21 protein-coding genes and 1 pseudogene are annotated in these 21,152 nt (G+C 72.7%); 13 read left to right on the top strand and 9 right to left on the bottom strand.

Annotated features, from left to right (window positions below):
* Positions 1 to 22: 22 nt before the first annotated feature.
* From ACZ4VT_RS16855 to ACZ4VT_RS16865, 3 genes are read right to left on the bottom strand one after another with little or no spacing between them, the layout of a single operon-like run.
* Positions 23 to 670, bottom strand: a complete 648-nt coding sequence (locus ACZ4VT_RS16855; RefSeq protein ID WP_467950298.1) for a DUF5063 domain-containing protein — start codon at positions 668 to 670, stop codon at positions 23 to 25.
* Positions 663 to 1,262: a recombination mediator RecR gene (gene recR / locus ACZ4VT_RS16860; RefSeq protein WP_030709293.1), complete on the bottom strand. Its 600-nt coding sequence runs from the start codon at positions 1,260 to 1,262 to the stop codon at positions 663 to 665. The genes ACZ4VT_RS16855 and recR overlap by 8 nt, the downstream gene beginning before the upstream one ends.
* Before the next feature lie 45 nt (positions 1,263 to 1,307).
* Positions 1,308 to 1,652, bottom strand: a complete 345-nt coding sequence (locus ACZ4VT_RS16865) for a YbaB/EbfC family nucleoid-associated protein (protein ID WP_467950300.1) — start codon at positions 1,650 to 1,652, stop codon at positions 1,308 to 1,310.
* Positions 1,653 to 1,931: 279 nt separating this feature from the next.
* Between ACZ4VT_RS16865 and ACZ4VT_RS16870 the strand changes: the two genes are divergently transcribed.
* Positions 1,932 to 2,678 (top strand): SLATT domain-containing protein, encoded by a 747-nt coding sequence (locus ACZ4VT_RS16870; RefSeq protein ID WP_467950302.1) that lies wholly within the window; start codon positions 1,932 to 1,934, stop codon positions 2,676 to 2,678.
* A gap of 251 nt (positions 2,679 to 2,929) precedes the next feature.
* Here the strand turns inward: ACZ4VT_RS16870 and ACZ4VT_RS16875 are convergent, their stop codons facing one another.
* The 3 genes from ACZ4VT_RS16875 to ACZ4VT_RS16885 form a co-directional block, all read right to left on the bottom strand.
* On the bottom strand, positions 2,930 to 3,580 hold the full coding sequence (locus ACZ4VT_RS16875; protein WP_467950303.1) for a hypothetical protein: 651 nt from the start codon (positions 3,578 to 3,580) through the stop codon (positions 2,930 to 2,932).
* Positions 3,581 to 3,740: 160 nt separating this feature from the next.
* Complete coding sequence (locus ACZ4VT_RS16880; protein ID WP_467950305.1) at positions 3,741 to 4,406, bottom strand: GntR family transcriptional regulator; 666 nt, start codon at positions 4,404 to 4,406, stop codon at positions 3,741 to 3,743.
* Between the two features lie 158 nt (positions 4,407 to 4,564).
* Positions 4,565 to 5,926 (bottom strand): aminotransferase class III-fold pyridoxal phosphate-dependent enzyme, encoded by a 1,362-nt coding sequence (locus ACZ4VT_RS16885; RefSeq protein ID WP_467950306.1) that lies wholly within the window; start codon positions 5,924 to 5,926, stop codon positions 4,565 to 4,567.
* A gap of 243 nt (positions 5,927 to 6,169) precedes the next feature.
* Between ACZ4VT_RS16885 and ACZ4VT_RS16890 the strand changes: the two genes are divergently transcribed.
* The 3 genes from ACZ4VT_RS16890 to ACZ4VT_RS16900 all read left to right on the top strand — a co-directional run bounded on the left by ACZ4VT_RS16890 (position 6,170) and on the right by ACZ4VT_RS16900 (position 9,164).
* Positions 6,170 to 6,799, top strand: coding sequence for a DJ-1/PfpI family protein (locus ACZ4VT_RS16890; protein WP_467950308.1), 630 nt, complete (start codon positions 6,170 to 6,172; stop codon positions 6,797 to 6,799).
* Entirely contained in the window at positions 6,792 to 7,277 is a 486-nt protein-coding gene (locus tag ACZ4VT_RS16895) for a MarR family winged helix-turn-helix transcriptional regulator (RefSeq protein WP_467950309.1), read from the top strand. Before ACZ4VT_RS16890 ends, ACZ4VT_RS16895 begins: the two co-directional genes overlap by 8 nt.
* A 288-nt stretch (positions 7,278 to 7,565) precedes the next feature.
* On the top strand, positions 7,566 to 9,164 hold the full coding sequence (locus ACZ4VT_RS16900) for a serine/threonine-protein kinase (protein WP_467950311.1): 1,599 nt from the start codon (positions 7,566 to 7,568) through the stop codon (positions 9,162 to 9,164).
* Positions 9,165 to 9,259: 95 nt separating this feature from the next.
* Here ACZ4VT_RS16900 and ACZ4VT_RS16905 read toward each other — a convergent pair whose 3' ends face one another.
* On the bottom strand, positions 9,260 to 9,736 hold the full coding sequence (locus ACZ4VT_RS16905) for an HIT family protein (RefSeq protein ID WP_467950336.1): 477 nt from the start codon (positions 9,734 to 9,736) through the stop codon (positions 9,260 to 9,262).
* 362 nt (positions 9,737 to 10,098) lie between these two features.
* On the opposite strand from ACZ4VT_RS16905, the gene ACZ4VT_RS16910 reads away from it, so the two are divergent.
* The 8 genes and pseudogenes from ACZ4VT_RS16910 (at position 10,099) to ACZ4VT_RS16945 (ending at position 18,077) form a co-directional block, all read left to right on the top strand.
* The gene (locus tag ACZ4VT_RS16910) at positions 10,099 to 11,025 is read left to right on the top strand and encodes an alpha/beta hydrolase (protein WP_467950313.1); all 927 of its coding nucleotides are present in this window, start codon (positions 10,099 to 10,101) and stop codon (positions 11,023 to 11,025) included.
* Positions 11,018 to 12,220 carry an acyltransferase family protein gene (locus ACZ4VT_RS16915; RefSeq protein ID WP_467950315.1) on the top strand — a complete coding sequence of 401 codons (1,203 nt, stop codon included), beginning with the start codon at positions 11,018 to 11,020 and terminating at the stop codon, positions 12,218 to 12,220. Before ACZ4VT_RS16910 ends, ACZ4VT_RS16915 begins: the two co-directional genes overlap by 8 nt.
* A gap of 10 nt (positions 12,221 to 12,230) precedes the next feature.
* Positions 12,231 to 13,568, top strand: a complete 1,338-nt coding sequence (locus ACZ4VT_RS16920) for a sensor histidine kinase (RefSeq protein ID WP_467950317.1) — start codon at positions 12,231 to 12,233, stop codon at positions 13,566 to 13,568.
* Positions 13,565 to 14,236, top strand: a complete 672-nt coding sequence (locus ACZ4VT_RS16925) for a response regulator (protein WP_467950319.1) — start codon at positions 13,565 to 13,567, stop codon at positions 14,234 to 14,236. The genes ACZ4VT_RS16920 and ACZ4VT_RS16925 overlap by 4 nt, the downstream gene beginning before the upstream one ends.
* 107 nt (positions 14,237 to 14,343) lie before the next feature.
* A complete protein-coding gene (locus ACZ4VT_RS16930; protein ID WP_467950320.1) occupies positions 14,344 to 15,675 on the top strand; it encodes a sensor histidine kinase in 1,332 nt (443 codons plus the stop codon).
* The gene (locus ACZ4VT_RS16935) at positions 15,672 to 16,331 is read left to right on the top strand and encodes a response regulator (RefSeq protein WP_030709262.1); all 660 of its coding nucleotides are present in this window, start codon (positions 15,672 to 15,674) and stop codon (positions 16,329 to 16,331) included. Before ACZ4VT_RS16930 ends, ACZ4VT_RS16935 begins: the two co-directional genes overlap by 4 nt.
* 27 nt (positions 16,332 to 16,358) lie before the next feature.
* Positions 16,359 to 17,567, top strand: coding sequence for a cytochrome P450 (locus tag ACZ4VT_RS16940; RefSeq protein ID WP_467950322.1), 1,209 nt, complete (start codon positions 16,359 to 16,361; stop codon positions 17,565 to 17,567).
* Positions 17,568 to 17,613: 46 nt separating this feature from the next.
* Positions 17,614 to 18,077: pseudogene (locus tag ACZ4VT_RS16945) on the top strand (GbsR/MarR family transcriptional regulator).
* On the opposite strand, the gene ACZ4VT_RS16950 reads toward ACZ4VT_RS16945, so the two are convergent.
* Together ACZ4VT_RS16950 and ACZ4VT_RS16955 are read right to left on the bottom strand one after the other, a co-directional pair.
* Positions 18,074 to 18,706 carry a hypothetical protein gene (locus tag ACZ4VT_RS16950; protein WP_467950324.1) on the bottom strand — a complete coding sequence of 211 codons (633 nt, stop codon included), beginning with the start codon at positions 18,704 to 18,706 and terminating at the stop codon, positions 18,074 to 18,076. The pseudogene ACZ4VT_RS16945 and the gene ACZ4VT_RS16950 overlap by 4 nt on opposite strands.
* The gene (locus ACZ4VT_RS16955) at positions 18,682 to 19,575 is read right to left on the bottom strand and encodes a diacylglycerol kinase family protein (protein ID WP_467950338.1); all 894 of its coding nucleotides are present in this window, start codon (positions 19,573 to 19,575) and stop codon (positions 18,682 to 18,684) included. Before ACZ4VT_RS16955 ends, ACZ4VT_RS16950 begins: the two co-directional genes overlap by 25 nt.
* A gap of 182 nt (positions 19,576 to 19,757) precedes the next feature.
* Between ACZ4VT_RS16955 and ACZ4VT_RS16960 the strand changes: the two genes are divergently transcribed.
* The gene (locus ACZ4VT_RS16960; RefSeq protein WP_467950326.1) at positions 19,758 to 21,041 is read left to right on the top strand and encodes an adenylosuccinate synthase; all 1,284 of its coding nucleotides are present in this window, start codon (positions 19,758 to 19,760) and stop codon (positions 21,039 to 21,041) included.
* Positions 21,042 to 21,152 lie beyond the last annotated feature (111 nt).

The raw sequence follows: 21,152 nt of genomic DNA on the forward strand, positions 1-21,152 counted from the left end.
CGAGGCTCCGCCCGCCGTGGCCTCACCTGCGGCCGAGGCCGCCCAGCTCCTCGGCCATGACCTGCCCGGCCTGCTCCGCGAGGTCCTCCTCCGTCAGGTCCTCGTCCGTGTCCAGGCCGTCCAGCGCGGCGAGGGGCTGGTTCAGCCGCACGTGCGCGATCAGCGACTGGAGGGCACGCAGGGTGGCCGAGGCCGTCGGGCCCCAGTTGGTGAAGTACGAGAACTGCCACCACCACAGGGCCTCCGTGATGCGGCCCGACTGGTGGTGGATGAGCCCGTGCCGCAGGTCGGCGACCACGTCGGCCAGGTCGTCGGAGATCCGGTGCGCCACCGGGGTCTTGCGCGGCTCGTACGGGTCGAAGACCTCGGAGTAGACGTCGACCGGCTCCAGCATGATCGCGAACCGCTCGCGCAGGTCGTCCACGTCCGGCTCCGGACCGAGGTCGGGCTCGTAGCGCTCCTCCGGCATCACGTCCTGGTACGCGCCCAGCCGGCCGCCCGCGAGCAGCAGCTGCGAGACCTCCAGCAGGAGGAACGGCACCGCACTGTCCGGGTCCTCGCCCTTGGCCACCTCGGTGACCGCAACGATGAACGACTCGATCTGGTCCGCGATCGAGGCGGCGAAGTCGTCCGGATCCTGGCCGAGGGCGTGCAGCGTTGCGTCAGACATCGAGAAGTCGCCTTCCTTCAAAGGCCCGCCCGAGCGTGACCTCGTCCGCGTACTCCAGATCTCCCCCGACGGGGAGCCCGCTGGCCAGGCGGGTGACCTTCAGGCCCATGGGCTTGATCATGCGGGCGAGGTAGGTGGCGGTCGCCTCGCCCTCCAGGTTCGGGTCGGTGGCGAGGATCAGCTCGGTCACCTCTCCGTCCGCGAGGCGCGCCAGCAGCTCGCGGATGCGCAGGTCGTCGGGACCGACGCCCTCGATCGGGCTGATCGCGCCGCCCAGAACGTGGTACTTGCCCCGGAACTCACGCGTCCGCTCGATCGCGACGACGTCCTTCGGCTCCTCGACGACACAGATGACCGTGAGGTCGCGGCGCGGATCGCGGCAGATGTTGCACCGCTCCTCCTGCGCCACGTTCCCGCACACCGCGCAGAACCGGACCTTGTCCTTGACCTCCAGCAGCGCGTGCGCGAGGCGGCGGACGTCGGTGGGTTCGGCCTGCAGGATGTGGAAGGCGATCCGCTGCGCGCTCTTGGGCCCGACGCCGGGCAGCCTGCCCAGTTCGTCGATCAGGTCCTGAACCACGCCTTCGTACAACGGACTGCCTTCTCTCTCTGTGTGTGTCTGTGGGGTACTGCGGGACTAGAACGGAAGGCCGGGAATGCCGCTGCCGCCGCCCAGCCCCTGGGTCAGGGGGCCCAGCTTCTGCTGCTGGAGCGCCTGTGCATTCTCGTTGGCCGCCTGGACCGCCGCCACCACCAGGTCGGCGAGCGTCTCCGTGTCCTCGGGGTCCACGGCCTTCGGGTCGATCACCAGTGCGCGCAGCTCGCCGGAGCCCGTGACGGTCGCCTTCACCAGGCCGCCGCCGGCCTGGCCCTCGACCTCGGTCTGCGCGAGCTCCTCCTGGGCAGCCGCGAGATCCTGCTGCATCTTCTGGGCCTGCTGAAGCAGCTGCTGCATGTTGGGCTGGCCACCACCGGCAATCACAGGACACTCACTCCGTTCGTCGGGACCATCGGGCCTTCGGGACCTCGCAACGCTTGGTCAATCCGAGCCTACGTGCTCCCCGCGCGCAGCGCCCTACGCCGTGAGGACCAACTCTTTCGAGTGAGAGACGGGGCGTGCGCGTACCTGATGGAGACCTCCTTGCGGGCGGAAATCCCGGGATTCGGCGCCCATCGGCCGTCATTCGAAGGTAGGAAGAGCATGCGCATCATTGCGCACACGCGCACCACCACACGTCAGCGCAGGCAGAGGGAGTGCCGGGTGAGCCAGCCGGAGATGCAGCCCGAGGGGCCACCCCGGGATCCCCGGGAGGAAGGCGGCGGACCGATGGCGGCGGGCGATCTGACCGGCCGGCCGTTCCCCCTCGGGGACTGGGGCGAACCCGCGGAGCGGCTCGACGAGCTCTACCGGCGGGTCGAGGCCGATGCGCTGCGCACCGCCGAGTGGTACCTGTCCGACCGGGCGTGGAAGCGCCGGGGCGCGCGGGTGCTGCGCGTCTGCGCGGCCGTGGGCGCCGTCACGGGCGCCGCGATGCCGCTGCTGGAACTGACGGGCTCGGCGCCGGGCGCCTCGACGTACGGGTACCTGGCGCTGCTGCTGGGCGCGGCCGCGCTGGCCTGCGACCGGTTCTTCGGGCTGACGTCCGGCTGGATGCGGGACGTGGCCACGGCCCAGGCGGTGCAGCGGCGACTCCAGACCCTCCAGTTCGACTGGGCTTCGGAGAACGTGCGCGAGGTGCTCGGGCCCACCGAGGGCACGGCCAGCGAGGCCGCCGAGCGGTGCCTGACCGTGCTGCGGCGCTTCTCGGAGGACGTGACGGAGCTCGTGCGCTCGGAGACGGCGGAGTGGATGGTGGAGTTCAGCTCCGGCCCCGCCCCTCTGGTGATGCAGTCCCTGGGCTCCTCCGGGGCCCGCGCGGACACGAACATCCCCCCGGCCCGCTTCCCCCTCCCCCCGGGCACCCGCCCGAACATGCCCCGCCAACGCCCCCCGGAACAACCCCGCTGACCCGGCCCCGCCGTCACAAACCCAGCCCCGCCGGCACAAACCGAGCCCCGCCGGTGTTTGAGGCGCGGGGGTCCGGGGCGGAGCCCCGATCTTCAAGCCCCGCCGGCGTTTGAGCCGCGGGGCTCGGGGCGGAGCCCCGTGGAAACGGCGAAGGGGCGGGGCGGGGACCAGCTCCGCGCAGCGGCACCGGCACCGGCACCCGCGCACCGGCACCCGCACCGGCACCCCCACCCGCACCCACCCCACCGGCCTCAGCTGAAGATGATCATCGAGCCCTGACCCAGACTGCGGGTCGCCGCCGCGTGCAACCCGAGCCACACGTGCCGCTCACGCGCAAAGGGACTGTCGTCGTACGGAATCGGCCCCGCCGGCTCCTCCAGCAACGTCGGCCGCCCCGGCGGCGCCGGCGCGGCCGGCGGGTTCCCCGGGTCTATCCCGATCGCGGGAGCCACGAACGCCAGCTCCCGCAGCAACCCCTGCGCGGACCCCAGCGGACCGCCCCCGGCCAGCAGCTCCTCGTTCGCCAGCGGAGCCGCGAAGTCCACCGGCACGTACGCGCCCGCGTGGTCGTAGTGCCACACCAGGTGCGACTGCTGCGCCGTGGGCTCGAACATCTCCAGCAGCTGCTCGTAGTCCCCGCCCAGCTCGTCCACCGGAGTCACCGGCAGCCCGCAGAGCTGGAGCAGGTACGCCCGCCTCAGGAAATGCAGGGCGTCGTAGTCGAAGCCGGCGACCGGGGCGACGTCGCCGCTCAGGCCCGGCATGTAGGCGAACACGGGCACGGACGGGAGTCCGGCCGCGCCCAGCGCCTTGTCGTACGAGGCGATCTCTTCCGCGAAGGGGTTGTCGGGGCTGTGGCACAGCACGTCGACAAGGGGGACCAGCCACAGGTCACAGGCCACTCGGCCTCCGATCAGTCGTTGCCGCCGATCCGGTCAGCGTAGTGCGCCGAACACCCTCCGCGAAGGGGTGCGCAAAACCTGCGGCCTACGGTGCGGACGTCCGCGGGCACCGCAGGCCCTCCCCCCGCACCTCGGGGCGCGTCCGGACACCTCGGGACCCTCAGATGCGGGAGGCCCAGGCCAGCGCGTGCTCGTTGTAGCCCTGCACGATCCGCCGCACCGCGTCGGCGTCCGCCAGCGTCACCGCGTCGACCAGATCGCCGTGCCCGTCCCACAGCGCCTCCCGCAGCTGCGGCTCGCGCTGGAGGTGGGGGACGGCGAAGACCCAGCACTGCACCCGGATGCGGTGCAGGAACTCGGAGATGTACGTGTTGGCGACCAGCTCGCTCAGCTCCCGCCAGAAGCGCAGGTCGTAGCCGATCAGCACTTCGAGCGAACCGCTCTGCGCGGCCCTGCGCGCCTCTTCGCCGCGGCGCCGTACCGACACCAGCATCTCGCCGGATCCGGGCGCGGTGCCGCGCTCGGCGAGCCGGCGGAAGATCCCGTCCACGACCAGCGAGCGGGCCTCGATCATTCCCCTGAAGTCGTCCACGGAGAAGATCCGGACCCGGAAGCCCCGGTGCTGGACCAGTTCGAGCAGCCCCTGGGCCGAGAGGTCCACGAGCGCCTCGCGCACCGGGGTCGCGGAGACCTCGTACTGCTCGGCTATCTGCTTGACGGTGAACTCGGTCCCCGGAGGCAGGCGTCCCGCGAGCACCTCGTCACGCAGCGCGTCCGCGATCTGCTGGCGAAGTGTGTTGCGGGTGACAGCTCCGCTGCCTGGCATAGGGGTCCGTCTCCTGTCGTAGGACTCCGGACACCATAGGCCAGACAGCGCGGCCGAAACCGAACGGTTAACGGTCGGTATGCGGATCTACACCAACCCGTCATACGACCGCGAACCGGCCATCGTCCCGTTCGCCGGGCCCCGTGCGCCCCGCGGGCCTAGCCGGCCGTGGTGTGGCGGTCGGCGACCGTCAGGGCCTCGTCCAGCAGGGCCAGACCCTCCTTCGCCTCCGCTTCCGTGATGGTGCACGGGGGGACGACGTGGGTGCGGTTCATGTTGACGAACGGCCACAGGCCGGACGCCTTGCAGGCCGCCGCGAATTCGGCCATCGGCGCGTTGTCCGCGCCGGCCGCGTTGTACGGGACGAGCGGCTCGCGCGTCTCCTTGTCCCGTACGAGTTCCAGCGCCCAGAAGGTGCCGAGGCCCCGGACCTCGCCGACCGACGGGTGCCGCTCGGCGATCTCGGCGAGCGCCGGGCCGATCACGTTCGCGCCGAGGTGGGCGGCGTGCTCGACGATGCCCTCCTCCTCCATGGCGTTGATCGTCGCGACGGCCGCGGCGCAGGCCAGGGGGTGCCCGGAGTACGTCAGTCCGCCCGGGTAGGGGCGGGTGGCGAAGGTCTCGGCGATGGCGGCCGAGATCGCGACGCCGCCGAGCGGCACGTAGCCGCTGTTCACGCCCTTGGCGAAGGTGATGAGGTCGGGGGTGACGTCCCAGTGCTCTGCGGCGAACCACTTGCCGGTGCGGCCGAAGCCCGCCATCACCTCGTCGAGGATGAAGACGATGCCGTGGCGGTCGCAGAGCTCGCGCACGCCCGCGAGGTAGCCGGGCGGCGGGGTCATGATCCCGGCGGTGCCGGGCACGCTCTCCAGGATGATCGCCGCGATGGTCTGCGGCCCCTCGAAGGCGATGGTGTCGGCGAGGTGGGCGAGGGCGCGGGCGCACTCCTCGGCCTCGGTGGTGGCGTGGAAGGCGGAGCGGTAGAGGTACGGGCCCCAGAAGTGCACGACTCCGGCGGCGGCCGTGTCGGAGGGCCAGCGGCGCGGGTCTCCGGTCAGGTTGATCGCGGCCGCGGTGGCCCCGTGGTACGAGCGGTAGGTCGACAGCACCTTCTGCCGGCCCGTGTGCAGACGGGCCATGCGGACGGCGTTCTCGACGGCCTCGGCACCGCCGTTGGTGAAGAAGATCTTGTCCAGGTCACCGGGGGTCCGCTCGGCGATGAGGCGTGCGGCCTCGGAGCGGACGTCGACGGCGAAGCCGGGCGCGAGGGTGCAGAGCCGGGTGGCCTGCTCCTGGATCGCGGCGACGACCTTGGGGTGCTGGTGGCCGATGTTCGTGTTGACCAGCTGGGAGGAGAAGTCGAGGTAGCGCTTGCCGTCGTAGTCCCAGAAGTACGACCCCTCGGCCCCGGCGACGGCGAGCGGGTCGATCAGGGCCTGGGCGGACCAGGAGTGGAAGACGTGCTTCCGGTCTGCGTCCTTCACTGCGGCAAGGGTGTGCGAGGTGACATGAGGGGTCATGGCGTCACGCTAGAAGTGCGCAGGTGGGGAGGGATATCGGCGGACTGTATGGGGGTGGGGGGCCGGTCTCGGCAGTCTGTCGGCCCGTCCGCTCGCACAGACGCGCCGACCACCTCCATTGACAGCATCCTGCCAAAATGACAGTCTCTTGTCATAAGGGTTCACCGGACGAGCACGACGGCCCGACGGCCCGACGGCCCGACCAGAGCAGCCGGATTCGATTCGACGCTGGAGGCGACCACCATGAGCGAGACCCCGCGCAAGCCCGTCCACCTCGCGGTCTACGACACGTACGCGGACTGGGAGACCGGACACACCACCGCGCACCTCACCCAGCGCGGGCACGTCGTACGCACGGTCGGCCTCGCCGCCGACCAGCCGGTCACCACCATGGGCGGCGTCCGCGTCCTGCCCGACCAGGCCCTGGCCGACCTGCGGCCGGAGGACTCCTCGCTGCTGATCCTCACCGGCGCCGCGCTGTGGGACACGAGCGAGGAGCTGGCGCCGTTCGCGGCGAAGGCGAAGGAGTTCCTGGCCGCCGGGGTACCGGTGGCGGCGATCTGCGGGGCCACCGCCGGCCTCGCCCGCGCGGGCCTGCTGGACGGCCGGGCCCACACCAGCGGAGCCTCCTTCTACCTGGCCTCGCAGCCGGGCTACGGGGGCGCCGAAAGCTACGTCGAGGCCGACGCGGTCACCGACCGCGACCTGATCACGGCGGGGCCGACGGAACCGGTGGCCTTCGCCCGCGAGGTCTTCGCCCGCCTCGACGTCTACAAGCCGGACGTGCTGGACGCGTGGTACCGGCTCTTCCACGACTCGGACGCGAGCGCGTACCCGGTCCTGATGGCTGCGGCGGAGGCCGGCGATGCCTGAACCGCAGCCGGCCGGCTCCACCCGGGCCCGCCAGGACCTGCTGAGCCGCACCGCGCTCGGGGTGTTCCGGCTGAACGGCCAGTTCCTCTCCGTCTCGGAGGAACTGGCCCGGCCGGCCGGGCTCACGGCCGCCTGGTGGCAGGTACTGGGGGCGGTACTGCGGGAGCCGCTGCCCGTCGCGGGCATCGCCCGGACCATGGGGATCACCCGGCAGAGCGTGCAGCGCATCGCGGACCTGCTCGTCGCCAAGGGCCTGGCCGAATACGCCCCGAACCCCGCCCACCGCCGGGCGAAGCTGCTGCGCCCGACGCAGGAGGGGCACGCGGCGGTGGCCCGCATCGGCCCGGGCCACGCCTCCCTGGCCACCCGCCTCGCAGCAGAACTGGGTGACACCGCCTTCGCGGAAACGGTCCAGGTCCTGGAACGCCTGGCCAAAGCCTTGGACACCTTGGCCGCGCCCCCCGACAGCACTGACTGACGCGCAGAATCCGAGCCGAAGCCCCGACCCCTCCCCTCCCCGTTCCCTTCCCTGCCCGTTCCCTCGCCGCACCCTCCGGCGGCGCCTCGGCCAAATCCAGCCCCGCCGGCGCTTGAGGCGCGGAGCCCGGGGCGGGGCCCCGAGCCTTGAGCCCCGCCGGCCGAGGCGCGGGGCGGGCCCGGGCCCGATCCCAGGCGGCGCCCAGGCGGTGGCAACCACCCGGCACCCCGAACCGTCCTTCCCTGCGGAGCCGTTCGGCCAGTGCTCGGCACGGGAGGGACCCCCGGCATGGAACACCTGCATCCGCACGATCCCCACCACATCGGTCCGTACCGCCTGCTCTCCCGTCTGGGCGCCGGCGGCATGGGCCAGGTCTACCTCGCCCGCTCCGACCGCGGCCGCACCGTCGCCGTGAAGCTGGTCCACCACGACCTCGCCACCCGCGAGGAGTTCCGCATCCGCTTCCGCCACGAGGTCGCCGCCGCCAGGCGGGTCGGCGGCGAGTGGACCGCCCCGGTCCTCGACGCCGACACCGAGGCCGCCACCCCCTGGGTCGCCACCGGCTACGTCGCCGGGCCGAGCCTGCGCGAGGTCGTGGCCCACGACTTCGGTCCGCTGCCGCCCCCTTCCGTCCGGATCCTGGCCGCGGGCCTCGCGTACGCCCTCCAGGACATCCACCGCGCCGGCATCGTCCACCGCGACCTGAAGCCCTCGAACGTCCTGCTCACCCTCGACGGCCCGCGCGTCATCGACTTCGGCATCGCCCGCGCCCCGGCGGAGCCCGGTGACGCGGCCGGCAGCGGCCTGACCCGCGTCGGCGAACTCATCGGCTCCCCCGGTTTCATGGCGCCCGAGCAGATCCGCGGCGAGCCCGTGACCGCCGCCTGCGACCTCTTCTGCCTCGGCGTGGTCCTGGTGTACGCGGCCACCGGCCGGCTGCCCTTCGGCGACGCGGAGCAGCCCGGCGGCCTGGCGGGACTCCTGCTCCGCAGCACCGAGGCGCGTCCGGACCTGGCCGGCGTACCGGCCGAACTGCGCGACCTCGTACGGGACTGCCTGCACCGGGATCCGGCCGCGCGGCCGGGGCCCGCCGAGGTGCTGGCGCGGGTCGGCGCGGGCGACACCGTGGCCGACGGCAGGGCCCTGGAGCCCTGGCTTCCGGGCCCGTTGGTGGCCCGGCTCGGGCGGCACGCCGTACAGCTGCTGGACCGCGAGGACGCCGGTCCGGACCGGCCGACGCGCACCGCCCCGACGCAGCTGCCGATGGCGGCCCCGATGCCGCCCGCCTACTCCGCGTACGCGCCGGTGGCGGCGGCGCCCGCGCCCCGCCCCTGGACGGCGTCGACCGCGCTGCTCCTGGCGGTGGCCACCGTCGTCGCCGTCCTGTCCGCCGGCACGGTGTACGCGGTGATGAGCGGGGCGGAGGATCCCCGGCCTCCGGTAGGCGGCAACCGCACGCCGGCCACGCCGGTGCCCGGCACCCCGTCCGCCCCCACTCCCGCTCCGGCTTCCGTTTCCGCTTCGGGTTCCGGTTCGGGTTCCGCTTCGGGTTCCGGTTCTGCGGCGGGCGGACTGCCCGAGGCGTACCTCGGCACCTGGTACGCCACCCACGGCAGCCAGACCTGGCGGCTCGCCCTCACGCGCGGCGCGGTCGGCGACCCGGTGATGTCCCTCGCCGTCGAGGCCCCGGGCTTCGGCTGCGCCTGGACGGCGCCCCTGCGCAACGCCTCCGATCCCGTGGAACTCGACGCCTCCACCGTCACCTCCGGCGCCCCGCCGACGTGCACGGCGGGTGCTTGGAGCCGGCTCCGGCTGCTGCCCGACGGCACTCTGCAACGGGAGCTGGCGGGCAGCGACAACCCGCCGCTCCGCTACCGCCGGCAGTGACGGGTCGCCGTGAACGGCGAGGACGGCGAGGACGGCGAGGACGGCGAGGACGGCTACGCGGACGAGAGATCCGTGGAACTGATCCGGAGCGGGCCTCAGGCCTGGCCCAGCAGGTCCAGTTCCACCCCGATGGCGGCCCGCAGGGCGTCGTGGCGGGGACCGAGCGCGTGCTGCTCACCGCGCCGGCACTCCTCCTCGTACATCCACACGGGCAGCCGGACGCGGTCGGCGGGCTCCCAGTCGTAGCGGGGCCAGATGTGGGCGTGGAGATACGGGTCGGTGTTGCCGAGGATCTCGATGTTCACGCGGCGGAAAGCCGGGTCGAGCCGCGCGCAGGCCCGCTCTACGGCCTCGGCGAGCCGCTCCAGGTCCGCGAGGTACGCGGTCCTGCGCGGCCGGGGCAGGTCGGAGAGCCGGGTCACGGCCGGGTCGTCCGTCAGGAGCACCGAGTACCCGGGCAGGAACTGCCGGTCTCCGAGGACGGCGAAGCCGGAGTCGAGGCGGCGCAGGACGGTCGGGTTCTGCCCGCGGTGGGCGCTGCCGATCCGGTCGTCGCGCCAGTCCTCGTCGATCACGTACGGACCCTAACCGAGCCTCGTCGCGGGGCTGTTCGCCGCGCTCCGCACCTCTCGAGTAACCCATGTCATACCTGAGAGCTACGTGCGGACACGGCTCCGTGGCGTGACGCCGACCACGGGCTCGGATTTCTAACTTCGGTAACGGAGAAGAGCGCTGACGGCTCTTCCGGATACCGGGGGAACACGCCATGAAGACGGGGACGGCAGGGACGGCAGGGACGGCAGGGACGGCAGGGCCGACGGGCACGGCAGCGACGACGGGCACGGCGGGGGCGACGGACACGGCGGGCGCGGGCGGCTCGGCGGGGACGGCTCTCGCCACCGGCACGGCCGGGGCAGGGGGCGGTGGCGGCCGTATGCGCCGCACGCTCCTGGCAGCCCTGGTCGCGGCGGCCGTGGTGTTCCCCATATCCGCAGCCGCCTCCGCCGAGGCTCCCGCCCCCGCGCCCGTCACGTTCGCGGAGGACGCCGCGCCCCAGGTCCGGTACGCCGCCAACCGCGCCAATCTCGCCGAGGCGGCCCGCATGGCCCAGGAAGGTGACCGCGCCGGCCGGGCCGCCAGGCTTCGCACCATGGACGCGGCCGGAGCCGCACAGTTCCTCGCCTTCGACGGCCGCGGCAAGGGCCGGGCGGTCGAGGTGTTCGGCGAACTGGAGACCGCCGACCGCGTCACGGTCCTGGTGCCCGGCTCCGATACCACCCTCGACACCTACGAGCGGTTCCGCGCCGGGGCCGTCGCCCTCCAGCAGCGCCTCCAGGCCGAGCATCCGCATTCCGCCGTGGTCGCCTGGCTCGGGTACCACACGCCCGGCACGGTCAGCACGACCGTCCTGACCGCCGCCCGCGCCGACGCGGCCGCCACCGAACTGGCGCCTTTCCTGGACCGGTTGGGGCCCATGGCGGCGCCGGGCGCCCGGCTCTCCCTGCTCTGCCACTCCTACGGTTCCGTGGTCTGCGCCCGGACCACGACCGGGCCCGCGGTCAGGGACATGGTCCTCTTCGGCAGCCCCGGCACGGGTGCCTCGGCCGCCCGGGACCTGCCGACCGGCGCCCGGGTCTGGGCGGGGCGGGGCAGCGGCGACTGGGTGGCGAACGTCCCGCACGTCCGGCTCGGCCGCCTCGGCTTCGGCGCCGACCCCGTCGACCCGGCCTTCGGAGCGCGGGCCTTCACCGCCGGGTCCGCCGGCCACAGCGACTACCTCAAGCCCGGCACCGAGTCCCTGGAAAGCCTGGCCGCCATCGTCCTCGGCACCACCCCCGCCTCGGAGGCCCCCCATGCGTAAGCTCCGCGCCCGCTGGTCCGCGCTCGCGACGGGCATCGAGGCGGCCACCCCCGCCGGCCGGGACCGGACCGTGGACGCGCTGCGGGCCTTCGCGATCCTCGGCGTGGTCCTCGGGCACTGGCTGGTCACCGCGCTCACCGCCACCGACGGCCGGCTGAGCACCACCAGCCCGCTGGCGCACATGCCCTGGCTGGCGCCGGTGTCCTGGGTGTTCCAGACCCTCGCCGTCTTCTTCCTCGTCGGCGGGCACGTCGCCGCCCGCGGGTATGCCGCGGCGCGCGAGCGGCAGGTCTCGTACGGCACGTGGGTCCGGCAGCGGCTGGGCCGGCTGTTCCGTCCGGTGGCCGCGGTGCTCGTCCTGTGGTCCGTCGTGGCGGGCGGGATGCTGGTCGGCGGGGCTGAACTGGACACCGTCCGGGCGCTGGTCAAGCTGGTGCTGTCGCCGATGTGGTTCCTGCTGGTGTTCGCCGCGCTCACCGCCGCGACCCCGCTCGTGGCCCGGCTCAACCCGCTGGGGCCGCTGGCCGTGGTGGCCGGCGTCGACGTGTGGCGCTTCGGCCTCGGCGGGCCCGAGTGGATCGGCTGGGTCAATGTGGCCGCCGGCTGGCTCGTTCCCTTCACCCTGGGCGCCGCCTGGTCCCGTGGCGCCTTTGCCCGGCGCCGGCCCGCGCTGCTCCTGCTCGGCGCGGGGACCGTGGCCACGGTCGCGCTGGTCCTGTGGAGCGGGTACCCGGCGTCCATGGTGGGTGTCCCCGGGGCCACGGTCTCGAATCTGAACCCGCCGACACTCGCCGCGGCCGCGTTCGGACTGGCCCAGTGCGGGCTGGCCCTGCTGGTGCGCGAACCGCTGGCCCGGGCCATGCGGCGGCCTTCGGCCTGGGCGAAGGTGGCCCTGGTGAACCTGTCCGCGATGACGGTCTTCCTGTGGCACCAGACCGCCATGATGGCCGTCACGGCGCTCGGGCTGCTGCTCTCGGCCGATCTGCCCGGGCTGCACACCGTGCCCGACTCCGTGGGCTGGATAGCGGCGCGGTTGCTGTGGCTGCCGGTGTTCGCCGCCGCGCTGACGGTGTGCTGGGCCGCGTTCCGCACGTACGAGCGGGGCTCCCGACGTCCGAAGCCGCAGGGCACCGCCCGCATCGTCGTCGGCTCCCACCCGACGACCGCCCCCGTCAAGGAGATCACCCATGCCTAGGCTGGAGCCCGTGAGCGATCCGAACGAGACCCCGGTACCCGGCACCCGAAAAGGCCTCAACGGCCGTCCCGCGCAGCGCGGCCTGGCCCAGGAGCTGTTCACCCTCAGGCGGGATCCCCTCCCGAAGATGTCCCGGCCGCGCTGGCTGGCCTGGCTGCCGCATGTGGTCCTCGGCTACGCGGCCATTCCCTGCGGCGTCCTGACCGGGATGCAGCTGAACGACCACTACAAGGTCTTCGGCGCCGCCGTGCTGGGACTGTCGCTGCTGACGTCCGCGTCCGTCCTGCTCAGCATGTTCCGGCCGATCGCCGCCTGGTGGCTCGGTCTCGCCACCACGGGCCTCATCGCCTGGGCCATCCACGACCACGTCGGTCAGGGACAGTCATGGCACTGGACGCCCGCCGGGCCGTTCACGTTCGCGCCCCTCATCCTGATGGTCGCCCTGCGGGTGCCGCCCCGGGTGACCGTCTGGGTCATCGGCATCACGCTCACCCTCTCCGGACTGACCGATGTCCTCCTCAGGCCGCCCCAGAGCCAGACGATCATCGGGGGCGTCGTCATCCTCTTCGGCTTCGTCGGCGTCCTCGGCTACGCGCTCCGCGCGACGCGACTGGCCCGCGGCAAGCTCGTCGAGCAGGAGACCCTCACCGAGGAGGAGCGGGCCCGGCGCACCCTGCTGGAGGAGCGCAGCCGGATCGCCCGCGAGCTGCACGACGTCGTCGCGCACCACATGTCGGTGATCTCCATCCAGGCGCAGGTGGCCCCGCACCTGGTGGAGAACCCGTCCGAGGAACTCAAGGAAAACCTGGCCGGCATCCGGGCCAACGCGCTGGAGGCCCTGACGGAGCTGCGGCGGGTCCTGGGGGTCCTGCGCTCCGAACAGCCCGACGATCCCGCGACGCTGCAACATCCGCAGCCCACCCTGGCCGAGCTGGACGGCCTCGTGGACAACGTGCGGGGGGCCGGGCTGGAGGTCACCACCGAGACGGCGGGCATCCGGCGGCCGTTGACCCCGGGCGTGGAGCTCACCGCGTACCGGATCGTGCAGGAGGCGCTGAGCAACTGTCTGCGCCACGCGCCCGGTTCGCGGGTCGAGGTCGGCATAGCGTACGGGCCGCGCGAGCTGCACCTGTGCATCGCCAACACCGCGCCGACCCGGCCTGCCCTGCCGTCCCAGGGTGCGGGACACGGGCTGCTCGGGATGCGGGAGCGGGCAGGCATGCTGGGAGGTGAACTGGCCGCCGGCCCGCGCCCCGACGGCGGGTACGAGGTCAGCGCCGTACTGCCGATGGACCCCCAGCACCCGCCCGCCGGCACCACCGCCCCCGAGACGAAGCAGGCTTCATGAGCACCCCGATCAAGGTGATGATCGCCGACGACCAGATGATGGTGCGGCAGGGCTTCACCGTGCTCCTCAACGCGCAGCCCGACATCGAGGTCGTGGGACAGGCGGTGGACGGGGCCGACGCCGTGGCGAAGGTCGCCGAGCTGGATCCGGACGTGGTGCTGATGGACATCCGCATGCCGGGGATGGGCGGCATCGAGGCCACGTCCGTCATCACGGGCGTCCCCGACGCCACCGTGAAGGTGCTGGTGCTGACCACCTTCGATCTCGACGAGTACGTGTACGAGGCGCTGCGGGCCGGGGCCTCCGGGTTCCTGCTCAAGGACGCCTCGGCCGACCAGCTCGCCGAGGCGGTACGGGTGGTGGCGGCCGGTGAGGCGCTGCTCTCGCCGAACATCACCAAGCGGCTGATCACGGAGTTCTCCCGGCTGGGGGCGCCGCGGGCGCCGTCGCGGGCCCGGATCGACGAACTGACCGAGCGGGAGACCGAGGTCCTGTCGCTCGTGGCCCAGGGTCTGTCGAACGCGGAGATCGCGGCCCATCTGACGGTGGCGGAGCAGACGGTGAAGACGCATGTCGGACGGATCCTGGTGAAGCTGGGCCTGCGCGACCGCACGCAGGCGGCGGTCTTCGCGTACGAGACGGGGCTGGTCCGGCCGGCCGGGTACTGAGGCGGGCCGGGTGGTCTTCGCGGCCCTCGTAGTACTTGAGGGGGATGCCCGGATATCCCCTTCAGCGGCGACGCGGACGACGGGGACGCCACCCTACGGTGGGGGGTATGACCGAGACGACCACCGGGGGGACAGCCCGGCCGCCTGAGTTCCGACTCGCTTCGGGGCTCTTCAAGAGCCTCCGCGACGACCTGATCACCGATGCGTTCGCCTACCGGCCGCTGCCGCCGATCCGTACGGACGGGCGGCTCGCCAGGTGGGTTCCTCGGGCGCTGCGCCCGAGGACGGCGTTCCTGCCGCATGCCGTGGTGGTCCTGCTGTCCGTGATCACGGTGTTCGTCACCATCATCAACAACAGGATGGTTCCTTCCGGGCTGTCGCTGCTGCTGGGGCTGCTGGCCGCGACGCCGGTGCTGATGACGCTGGTGCGGCCGATCGGCGCCGTGTGGGTGCTGCTCGGAGTGACCCTGCCACTGGCCATGGTGGAGAGCACGGGCATGACCTGGCCATGGTCGCCGGGCACCTTCTTCGCCCACCTCGTCGTGATCACCATCGTGGCGTTGCGGAGCCGGCCGCGGGTGGCCGGCTGGCTGTGGCTGATCACCGTGGCGACCGGGTCCTTCCTGCCCTCGCTGATAGGCCAGCCCCTCGAACCCGGGCCGATGGCCTTCCTGTCCGCCGTCTCCCTCCTGGCGGTGACCGTCCGCAACACCCGCAAGGAGGCACGGCAGGAGGTCACGGCGCAGCAGGAGGTCACGGCCTTCGAGCGGGACAAGCGGACCCTGCTGGAGGAGCGGACGACGATCGCGCGGGAGCTGCACGACGTGGTGGCCCACCACATGTCGGTGGTGGCGATCCAGGCGGAGGCCGCGCCGTACCGGGTGAAGAACCCGCCGCCGGAGCTGGAGGCGGCGTTCGTCACCATCCGGGAGAACGCCGTGGCCGCCCTGACGGAGCTGCGGCGGGTGCTGGGCGTGGTGCGCTCCGCGGACTACGAGGCTCCGGACGCCCCGCAGCCGACGCTGGCTTCGCTGGACGGGCTGCTGGGCAATGTGCGGGAGGCCGGGCTGAGCGTGGAGAAGACGATCACGGGCGCGGTGCGGGAGCTGCCGCAGGGCGTGGAGCTGTCGGCGTACCGGATCATCCAGGAGGCCCTGAGCAACACGCTGCGGCACGCGCCGGGAGCGGCGGCCGGGGTGGAGGTCTCGTACGTGCTGGGCGGCCTGGGGATACGGATCGTCAATGAGGCGGCGACCGGGGATGTGCGGCCTTCGCCGGGGGCCGGGCACGGGATCACCGGAATGCGGGAGCGGGTGGCCATGCTGGAGGGGGAGATGACGGCCGGACCGACGGCCGCGGGCGGGTACGAGGTGGCGGTGTTCATACCGGTGCGCCATCGCCAGGAGCCTGAGCCGGTGGCGGCGGAGGGGGCGGCATGACGATCAGAGTGCTGATCGTCGACGACCAGATGATGGTGCGGGAGGGGTTCTCCGTCCTGCTGAATGCCATGGACGGCATCGAGGTCGTGGGCGAGGCGGTCGACGGGCGGGAGGCCATCGCACAGGTGGCGGCGTTGCGGCCGGACGTGGTGCTGATGGACATCCGGATGCCGCAGATGAACGGCCTGGAGGCGACGCGGGAGATCGTCGCCGCGGACACGGACGCGAAGGTGCTGGTCCTGACGACCTTCGACCTCGACGAGTACGTGTACCAGGCGCTGCGGGCCGGGGCCTCCGGGTTCCTTCTGAAGGACGCGTCGGCCCGTCAGCTGGCGGACGGGGTACGGGTGGTGGCGGCTGGTGAGGCCCTGCTGGCGCCTTCGGTGACCAAGCGGCTGATCGCGGAGTTCTCGAAGATCTCCGAGACGCGCAAGCTGGCGGATCCGGCGGGAGTGGGTGAGCTGACGGAGCGGGAGACGGAGGTGCTGGTGCTGATCGCGCAGGGGCTGTCCAATGCGGAGATAGCGTCCCGGCTGATCGTCGCGGAGTCCACGATCAAGACCCATGTGAGCCGGATCCTGGTGAAGCTGGGCCTGCGCGACCGCACCCAGGCGGCGGTGTTCGCCTACGAGACCCGGCTGGTGACACCGGCGTAGGGGACGAAGCCCTACTAGGGTGCGGGGATGGGCTTTGATCCGTGGGATGCCGCGTTCGTCGCCGATCCGTATCCGGCGTACCGGGAGTTGCGGGAGCAGGGGCGGGCCGTGTGGTGGGAGGCCACCGGGCAGTGGCTGGTGCCGCATTACGCCGATGTGAGTGCGCTGCTGCGGGACCGGCGGCTGGGGCGGACCTATCTGCACCGGTTCTCGCACGAGGAGTTCGGGCGGGAGGCGCCGCCGCCGGAGCACGAGCCCTTCCACGTGCTCAACGGCAACGGACTGCTGGACCTGGAGGATCCCGCGCACGCGCGGGTGCGCCGGCTGGTGGCGAAGGCCTTCACCCCCCGGACGGTGGAGCGGCTCGTGCCCGCCGTGCAGCGGATGGCCCGGGAGCTCGTGGGGCAGCTGCTCGCGGAGGGGGGCGGGGATCTGCTCGCTACCGTCGCCGAGCCGCTGCCGGTGGCCGTGATCGCGGAGCTGCTGGGCGTGCCGGAGGCGGACCGGGGGCTCCTGCGGCCGTGGTCGGCGGACATCTGCGGGATGTTCGAGCTCCGGCCGGACGAGGAGACGGCGCGGCGAGCGGTGCGGGCGAGCGTCGAGTTCAGCGCGTACCTGCGGGAGCTGATCACCGAGCGCCACACGAGCCCCGGCGAGGATCTGATCTCCGGCCTGATCTCAGCCCACGACGAGGAGGGCCGGCTCAGCGAGCAGGAGATGATCTCCACCTGTGTGCTCCTGCTGAATGCCGGACACGAGGCCACCGTCAACACCACGGTGAACGGGTGGTGGGCGCTGTTCCGCAATCCCGCGCAGCTCGCCGGGCTCCGCGAGAGCCGCGATCCCGAAAAGTTGTCCACAGCTGTGGATGAACTCATGCGGTACGACACACCTCTGCAGATGTTCGAGCGCTGGGTGCTCGACGACATCCGGATCGGGGACACCGACATCCCGAGAGGCGCCGAGGTCGCGCTGCTCTTCGGGTCCGCGAACCGGGATCCCGCGCGCTTCGAGGAGCCCGACGCGCTGGACCTCGTACGGGCCGACAATCCGCACCTGAGCTTCGGGGCGGGCATCCACTACTGCCTGGGGGCTCCGCTGGCGCGGCGGGAGCTGGAGGCCTCGTTCGGGGCGCTGCTGGCGGACGGGGTCCCGCCACTGCGGCTCGTCGAGGAGCCGCGGTGGCAGGACGGGTACGTCATCCGGGGGTTGGAGCAGCTGCTCGTGGAGTTCTAGCCCGGAGCCCGGAGCCCGGAGCCCGGAGCCCGCCGCTCATGCCGTCATGTCGCGGCGGCGCAGGGCCACGAGGCCGGCCGCGGTCAGGGCCGCCGCCAGGGCGGACGTGGACGTGGACGTGGGCGCTGACGCGCAGGACCAGCTGGACGACAGGAACGGCGAAGCGGTCTCGCGCTTCGTCGAGCGGTTCGCCGCGCAGCTGACCGACGCGGGCATGCAGCGGATGGCCGCGCGGGTCTTCGCGCAGCTGCTGGCGAGCGATGGGGGCGCGTGACCTCGGCCGAGCTGGGCGAGGCGCTGCGGATCAGCCCGGCGGCGGTGTCGGGGGCCGTGTCCTACCTGACCCAGGTCAACATGGTCAGCCGCGAGGGCGTCGCCACCCTCGGCACGGACTCGCCGGCCGGCGCGCGGATCGCGGAGGCGGCGGCCTTCTTCGCGTTCCTGCAGGGCGAGATGCCGGCCATGACGGACCGCTGGCGGGACCACAGGAAGAAGATCGGCCTCGGCTAAGGCCGCCTGAGGCGGCGCACGGGACGGGCGTGGCCCAGGCCGCCGGAGTGCGGGGCCCACAGGACTGCGCCCGCGGCCGGATCCCCCGCCAGCTGCACCAGCAGCCCCGGCGCGGCCGGTGTGGCCGGCGCGGCCGGCGCGGGACGGGGCCACGGGCGCGGCGGCAGCACCCGCCGGCCCAGCACGCCCAGGGTGAGCACGTACCGCCCGTCCGCCAGGACCAGCACCGGCGGGCGCCACCACGCGCGGACGACCACGGCCTCGTACGGGGTCCAGCGCACCGCCGGGTCCCGCAGCGCGCGCCGGGCCCGCCGGGCGGCGTGGAGCTCCCGCACCCCCAACAGCACAGGGCTCAGCAGCACCACCAGTACCAGCGGCCGGGTGAGCACGGCCGCGACCACCGCCGGCCACCAGAACACCGGCAGCAGGCAGAGCAGCAGCCCGTCCCGCCGCCAGTCACCCAGCGCATCGGCCAGCGCATCCGCCGGCACATCCGCCGGCACATCGGCCGGCACGCCAGCCGACACATCGGCCGGCACGCCAGCCGACACATCGGCCGGCACGTCAGCCGACGCGCCGGCCGGCACCTCGTCCGTCGCCCCCGTCAGCGGGGCAGGGTGAGCGTCCATGCCCCGGGTTTCAGGGTCCACGTACGGCGGCGGACCGGCCCGGTCATCGCCGCGTCGGCGCGGTAGCGGAAGTCCGCGCCCGACACCGTCACCGTCTTGGCCCGGGCCGTCACCGTGGAGCCGGAACCAGAGCCGGACCCGGACACGGACCCGGACCCGGAGCCGGCCGGGCCGCCGCCGCCCGTGCGGACCACGACCTCCGCCGGACCCCCGTCGTCGCACGTGCGCACCGACACGTCCTCCACGGGCTGGTCCACATCCGCCAGGAGCACCCCGTCGGCCTCGACCCGCAGCCGGTGGTACCCCTCGCTCCCGCCCGCGCCGCCGCTCCCGCCGCCGCCCGCCGCCACCGGGCGGACCAGCGTCCGGACCAGCGAGCGGTACGCGCTCCACACCGACGGCCCGGCCGGCCGCGGGATCCCCCGCACCGGCGGGATCCTCAGCGCACCCAGCACCACCCCGTCGCTGTCGTCGACCAGCAGGTCACACGTCCGCACCGCCCCGTCGAGCACCGCCCGGGCCGCGGAAACGGCCGAAAGCGGAACGCCGAGGGAACCCGCCAGGCCGAGGGACCCCACGGGTCCCACCGGGACCAGCGCGAGGGCGCCCTCGCCCAGCGCCCGCTCCCGGTACAGCAGCCCCACGGCCCGGACCAGGGCCCTGTCGTCGCCCACGATCACCGGCTGCCGATGACCCCGGCGGGCGAGAGCCCGCGCAAATTCCTCCGGCGAGTCCGGGAGGCAGATTTTCGCTGCCGCGCCCGCTGACAACACATCCTTCGCGATCCGCACGGACTCGCCGTCAAGACGGCGGGCGACCGGGTCGACGAGCACGAGCAGGCCGCCTACCGGCGCGCCCGCATGGCTCATGGTGGGCTCTGGAGCCGACACCTCGGTCCTTCCTCGGGTAGCATCTTTGTGCAAGAGGCCCTTGCGCTATTGCGCCAGGGCCTTCGTCTATTCCGGGGTACCGGTCCGACGGCTCAGCCTGCGTACATCGTCGTACGCCCCCCTGACCTTGGACATGCCCCATCCGGAAGAGGTGTACGCCTGTGCCCGCTCTTGTGCTGCTCGGAGCTCAGTGGGGTGACGAGGGCAAGGGAAAGGCCACCGACCTGCTCGGTGGATCCGTTGACTATGTAGTGCGCTACCAGGGTGGCAACAACGCCGGCCACACGGTCGTCGTAGGCGACCAGAAGTACGCGCTGCACCTTCTCCCGTCCGGCATCCTCTCCCCCGGATGCACCCCGGTCATCGGTAACGGCGTCGTCGTCGACCCGGCCGTCCTGCTCTCCGAGCTGCGCGGCCTGAACGATCGCGGCATCGACACCTCCAAGCTGCTCATCAGCGGCAACGCGCACCTGATCACGCCGTACAACGTCACCCTCGACAAGGTCGGCGAGCGCTTCCTCGGCAAGCGCAAGATCGGTACGACCGGCCGCGGCATCGGACCGACCTACGCGGACAAGATCAACCGCATCGGCATCCGCGTCCAGGACCTCTACGACGAGTCGATCCTCATCCAGAAGGTCGAGGCGGCGCTGGAGGGCAAGAACCAGCTGCTGGCGAAGCTCTACAACCGCCGCGCGATCGACGCCGCGCAGATCGTCGAGGAGATGCTCCAGTACGCGGAGCAGATCAAGCCGTACGTCGCCGACACCACCCTGATCCTCAACAACGCGCTCGACGAGGACAAGGTCGTGCTGTTCGAGGGCGGCCAGGGCACCCTGCTCGACGTCGACCACGGCACCTACCCCTTCGTCACCTCGTCGAACCCGACCGCGGGCGGCGCCTGCACCGGTACCGGCGTGGGCCCGACGAAGATCAGCCGTGTCATCGGCATCCTCAAGGCCTACACGACCCGCGTCGGCGCAGGCCCGTTCCCGACCGAGCTGTTCGACCAGGACGGCGAGGACCTGCGCCGCATCGGTGGCGAGCGCGGTGTGACCACCGGCCGTGACCGTCGCTGCGGCTGGTTCGACGCGCCGATCGCACGGTACGCCACCCGGGTGAACGGTCTGACGGACTTCTTCCTCACCAAGCTGGACGTACTGACCGGCTGGGAACAGATCCCGGTGTGCGTCGCGTACGAGATCGACGGCAAGCGCGTCGAGGAGCTCCCCTACTCGCAGACCGACTTCCACCACGCGAAGCCGATCTACGAATACCTCCCCGGCTGGTCCGAGGACATCACCAAGGCCAAGACCTTCGAGGACCTGCCGGCGAACGCCCAGGCCTACGTCAAGGCCCTGGAGGAGATGTCGGGCGCCCCGATCTCCGCGATCGGCGTCGGCCCCGGCCGCACCGAGACGATCGAGATCAACTCCTTCCTGTAGGCAGGAGAGGCACCACCGGAGGGGGGGGGGGGGGGGGGGGGGGGGGGGGGGGGGGGGGGGGGGGGGGGGGGGGGGGGGGGGGGGGGGGGGGGGGGGGGGGGGGGGGGGGGG

The sequence above is a fragment of the Streptomyces sp. NPDC029164 genome (genome assembly GCF_055563995.1).

What these genes read in the sequence shown, in the direction of transcription:
- ACZ4VT_RS16855 (WP_467950298.1), bottom strand. Translation starts at nt 670, where the DNA reads ATGTCTGACGCAACGCTGCACGCCCTCGGCCAGGATCCGGACGACTTC.
- ACZ4VT_RS16880 (WP_467950305.1), bottom strand. Translation starts at nt 4,406, where the DNA reads ATGCCAGGCAGCGGAGCTGTCACCCGCAACACACTTCGCCAGCAGATC.
- ACZ4VT_RS16885 (WP_467950306.1), bottom strand. Translation starts at nt 5,926, where the DNA reads ATGACCCCTCATGTCACCTCGCACACCCTTGCCGCAGTGAAGGACGCA.
- ACZ4VT_RS16890 (WP_467950308.1), top strand. Translation starts at nt 6,170, where the DNA reads ATGAGCGAGACCCCGCGCAAGCCCGTCCACCTCGCGGTCTACGACACG.
- ACZ4VT_RS16895 (WP_467950309.1), top strand. Translation starts at nt 6,792, where the DNA reads ATGCCTGAACCGCAGCCGGCCGGCTCCACCCGGGCCCGCCAGGACCTG.
- ACZ4VT_RS16900 (WP_467950311.1), top strand. Translation starts at nt 7,566, where the DNA reads ATGGAACACCTGCATCCGCACGATCCCCACCACATCGGTCCGTACCGC.
- ACZ4VT_RS16910 (WP_467950313.1), top strand. Translation starts at nt 10,099, where the DNA reads ATGCGCCGCACGCTCCTGGCAGCCCTGGTCGCGGCGGCCGTGGTGTTC.
- ACZ4VT_RS16915 (WP_467950315.1), top strand. Translation starts at nt 11,018, where the DNA reads ATGCGTAAGCTCCGCGCCCGCTGGTCCGCGCTCGCGACGGGCATCGAG.
- ACZ4VT_RS16925 (WP_467950319.1), top strand. Translation starts at nt 13,565, where the DNA reads ATGAGCACCCCGATCAAGGTGATGATCGCCGACGACCAGATGATGGTG.
- ACZ4VT_RS16930 (WP_467950320.1), top strand. Translation starts at nt 14,344, where the DNA reads ATGACCGAGACGACCACCGGGGGGACAGCCCGGCCGCCTGAGTTCCGA.
- ACZ4VT_RS16935 (WP_030709262.1), top strand. Translation starts at nt 15,672, where the DNA reads ATGACGATCAGAGTGCTGATCGTCGACGACCAGATGATGGTGCGGGAG.
- ACZ4VT_RS16940 (WP_467950322.1), top strand. Translation starts at nt 16,359, where the DNA reads ATGGGCTTTGATCCGTGGGATGCCGCGTTCGTCGCCGATCCGTATCCG.
- ACZ4VT_RS16950 (WP_467950324.1), bottom strand. Translation starts at nt 18,706, where the DNA reads ATGGACGCTCACCCTGCCCCGCTGACGGGGGCGACGGACGAGGTGCCG.
- ACZ4VT_RS16955 (WP_467950338.1), bottom strand. Translation starts at nt 19,575, where the DNA reads ATGAGCCATGCGGGCGCGCCGGTAGGCGGCCTGCTCGTGCTCGTCGAC.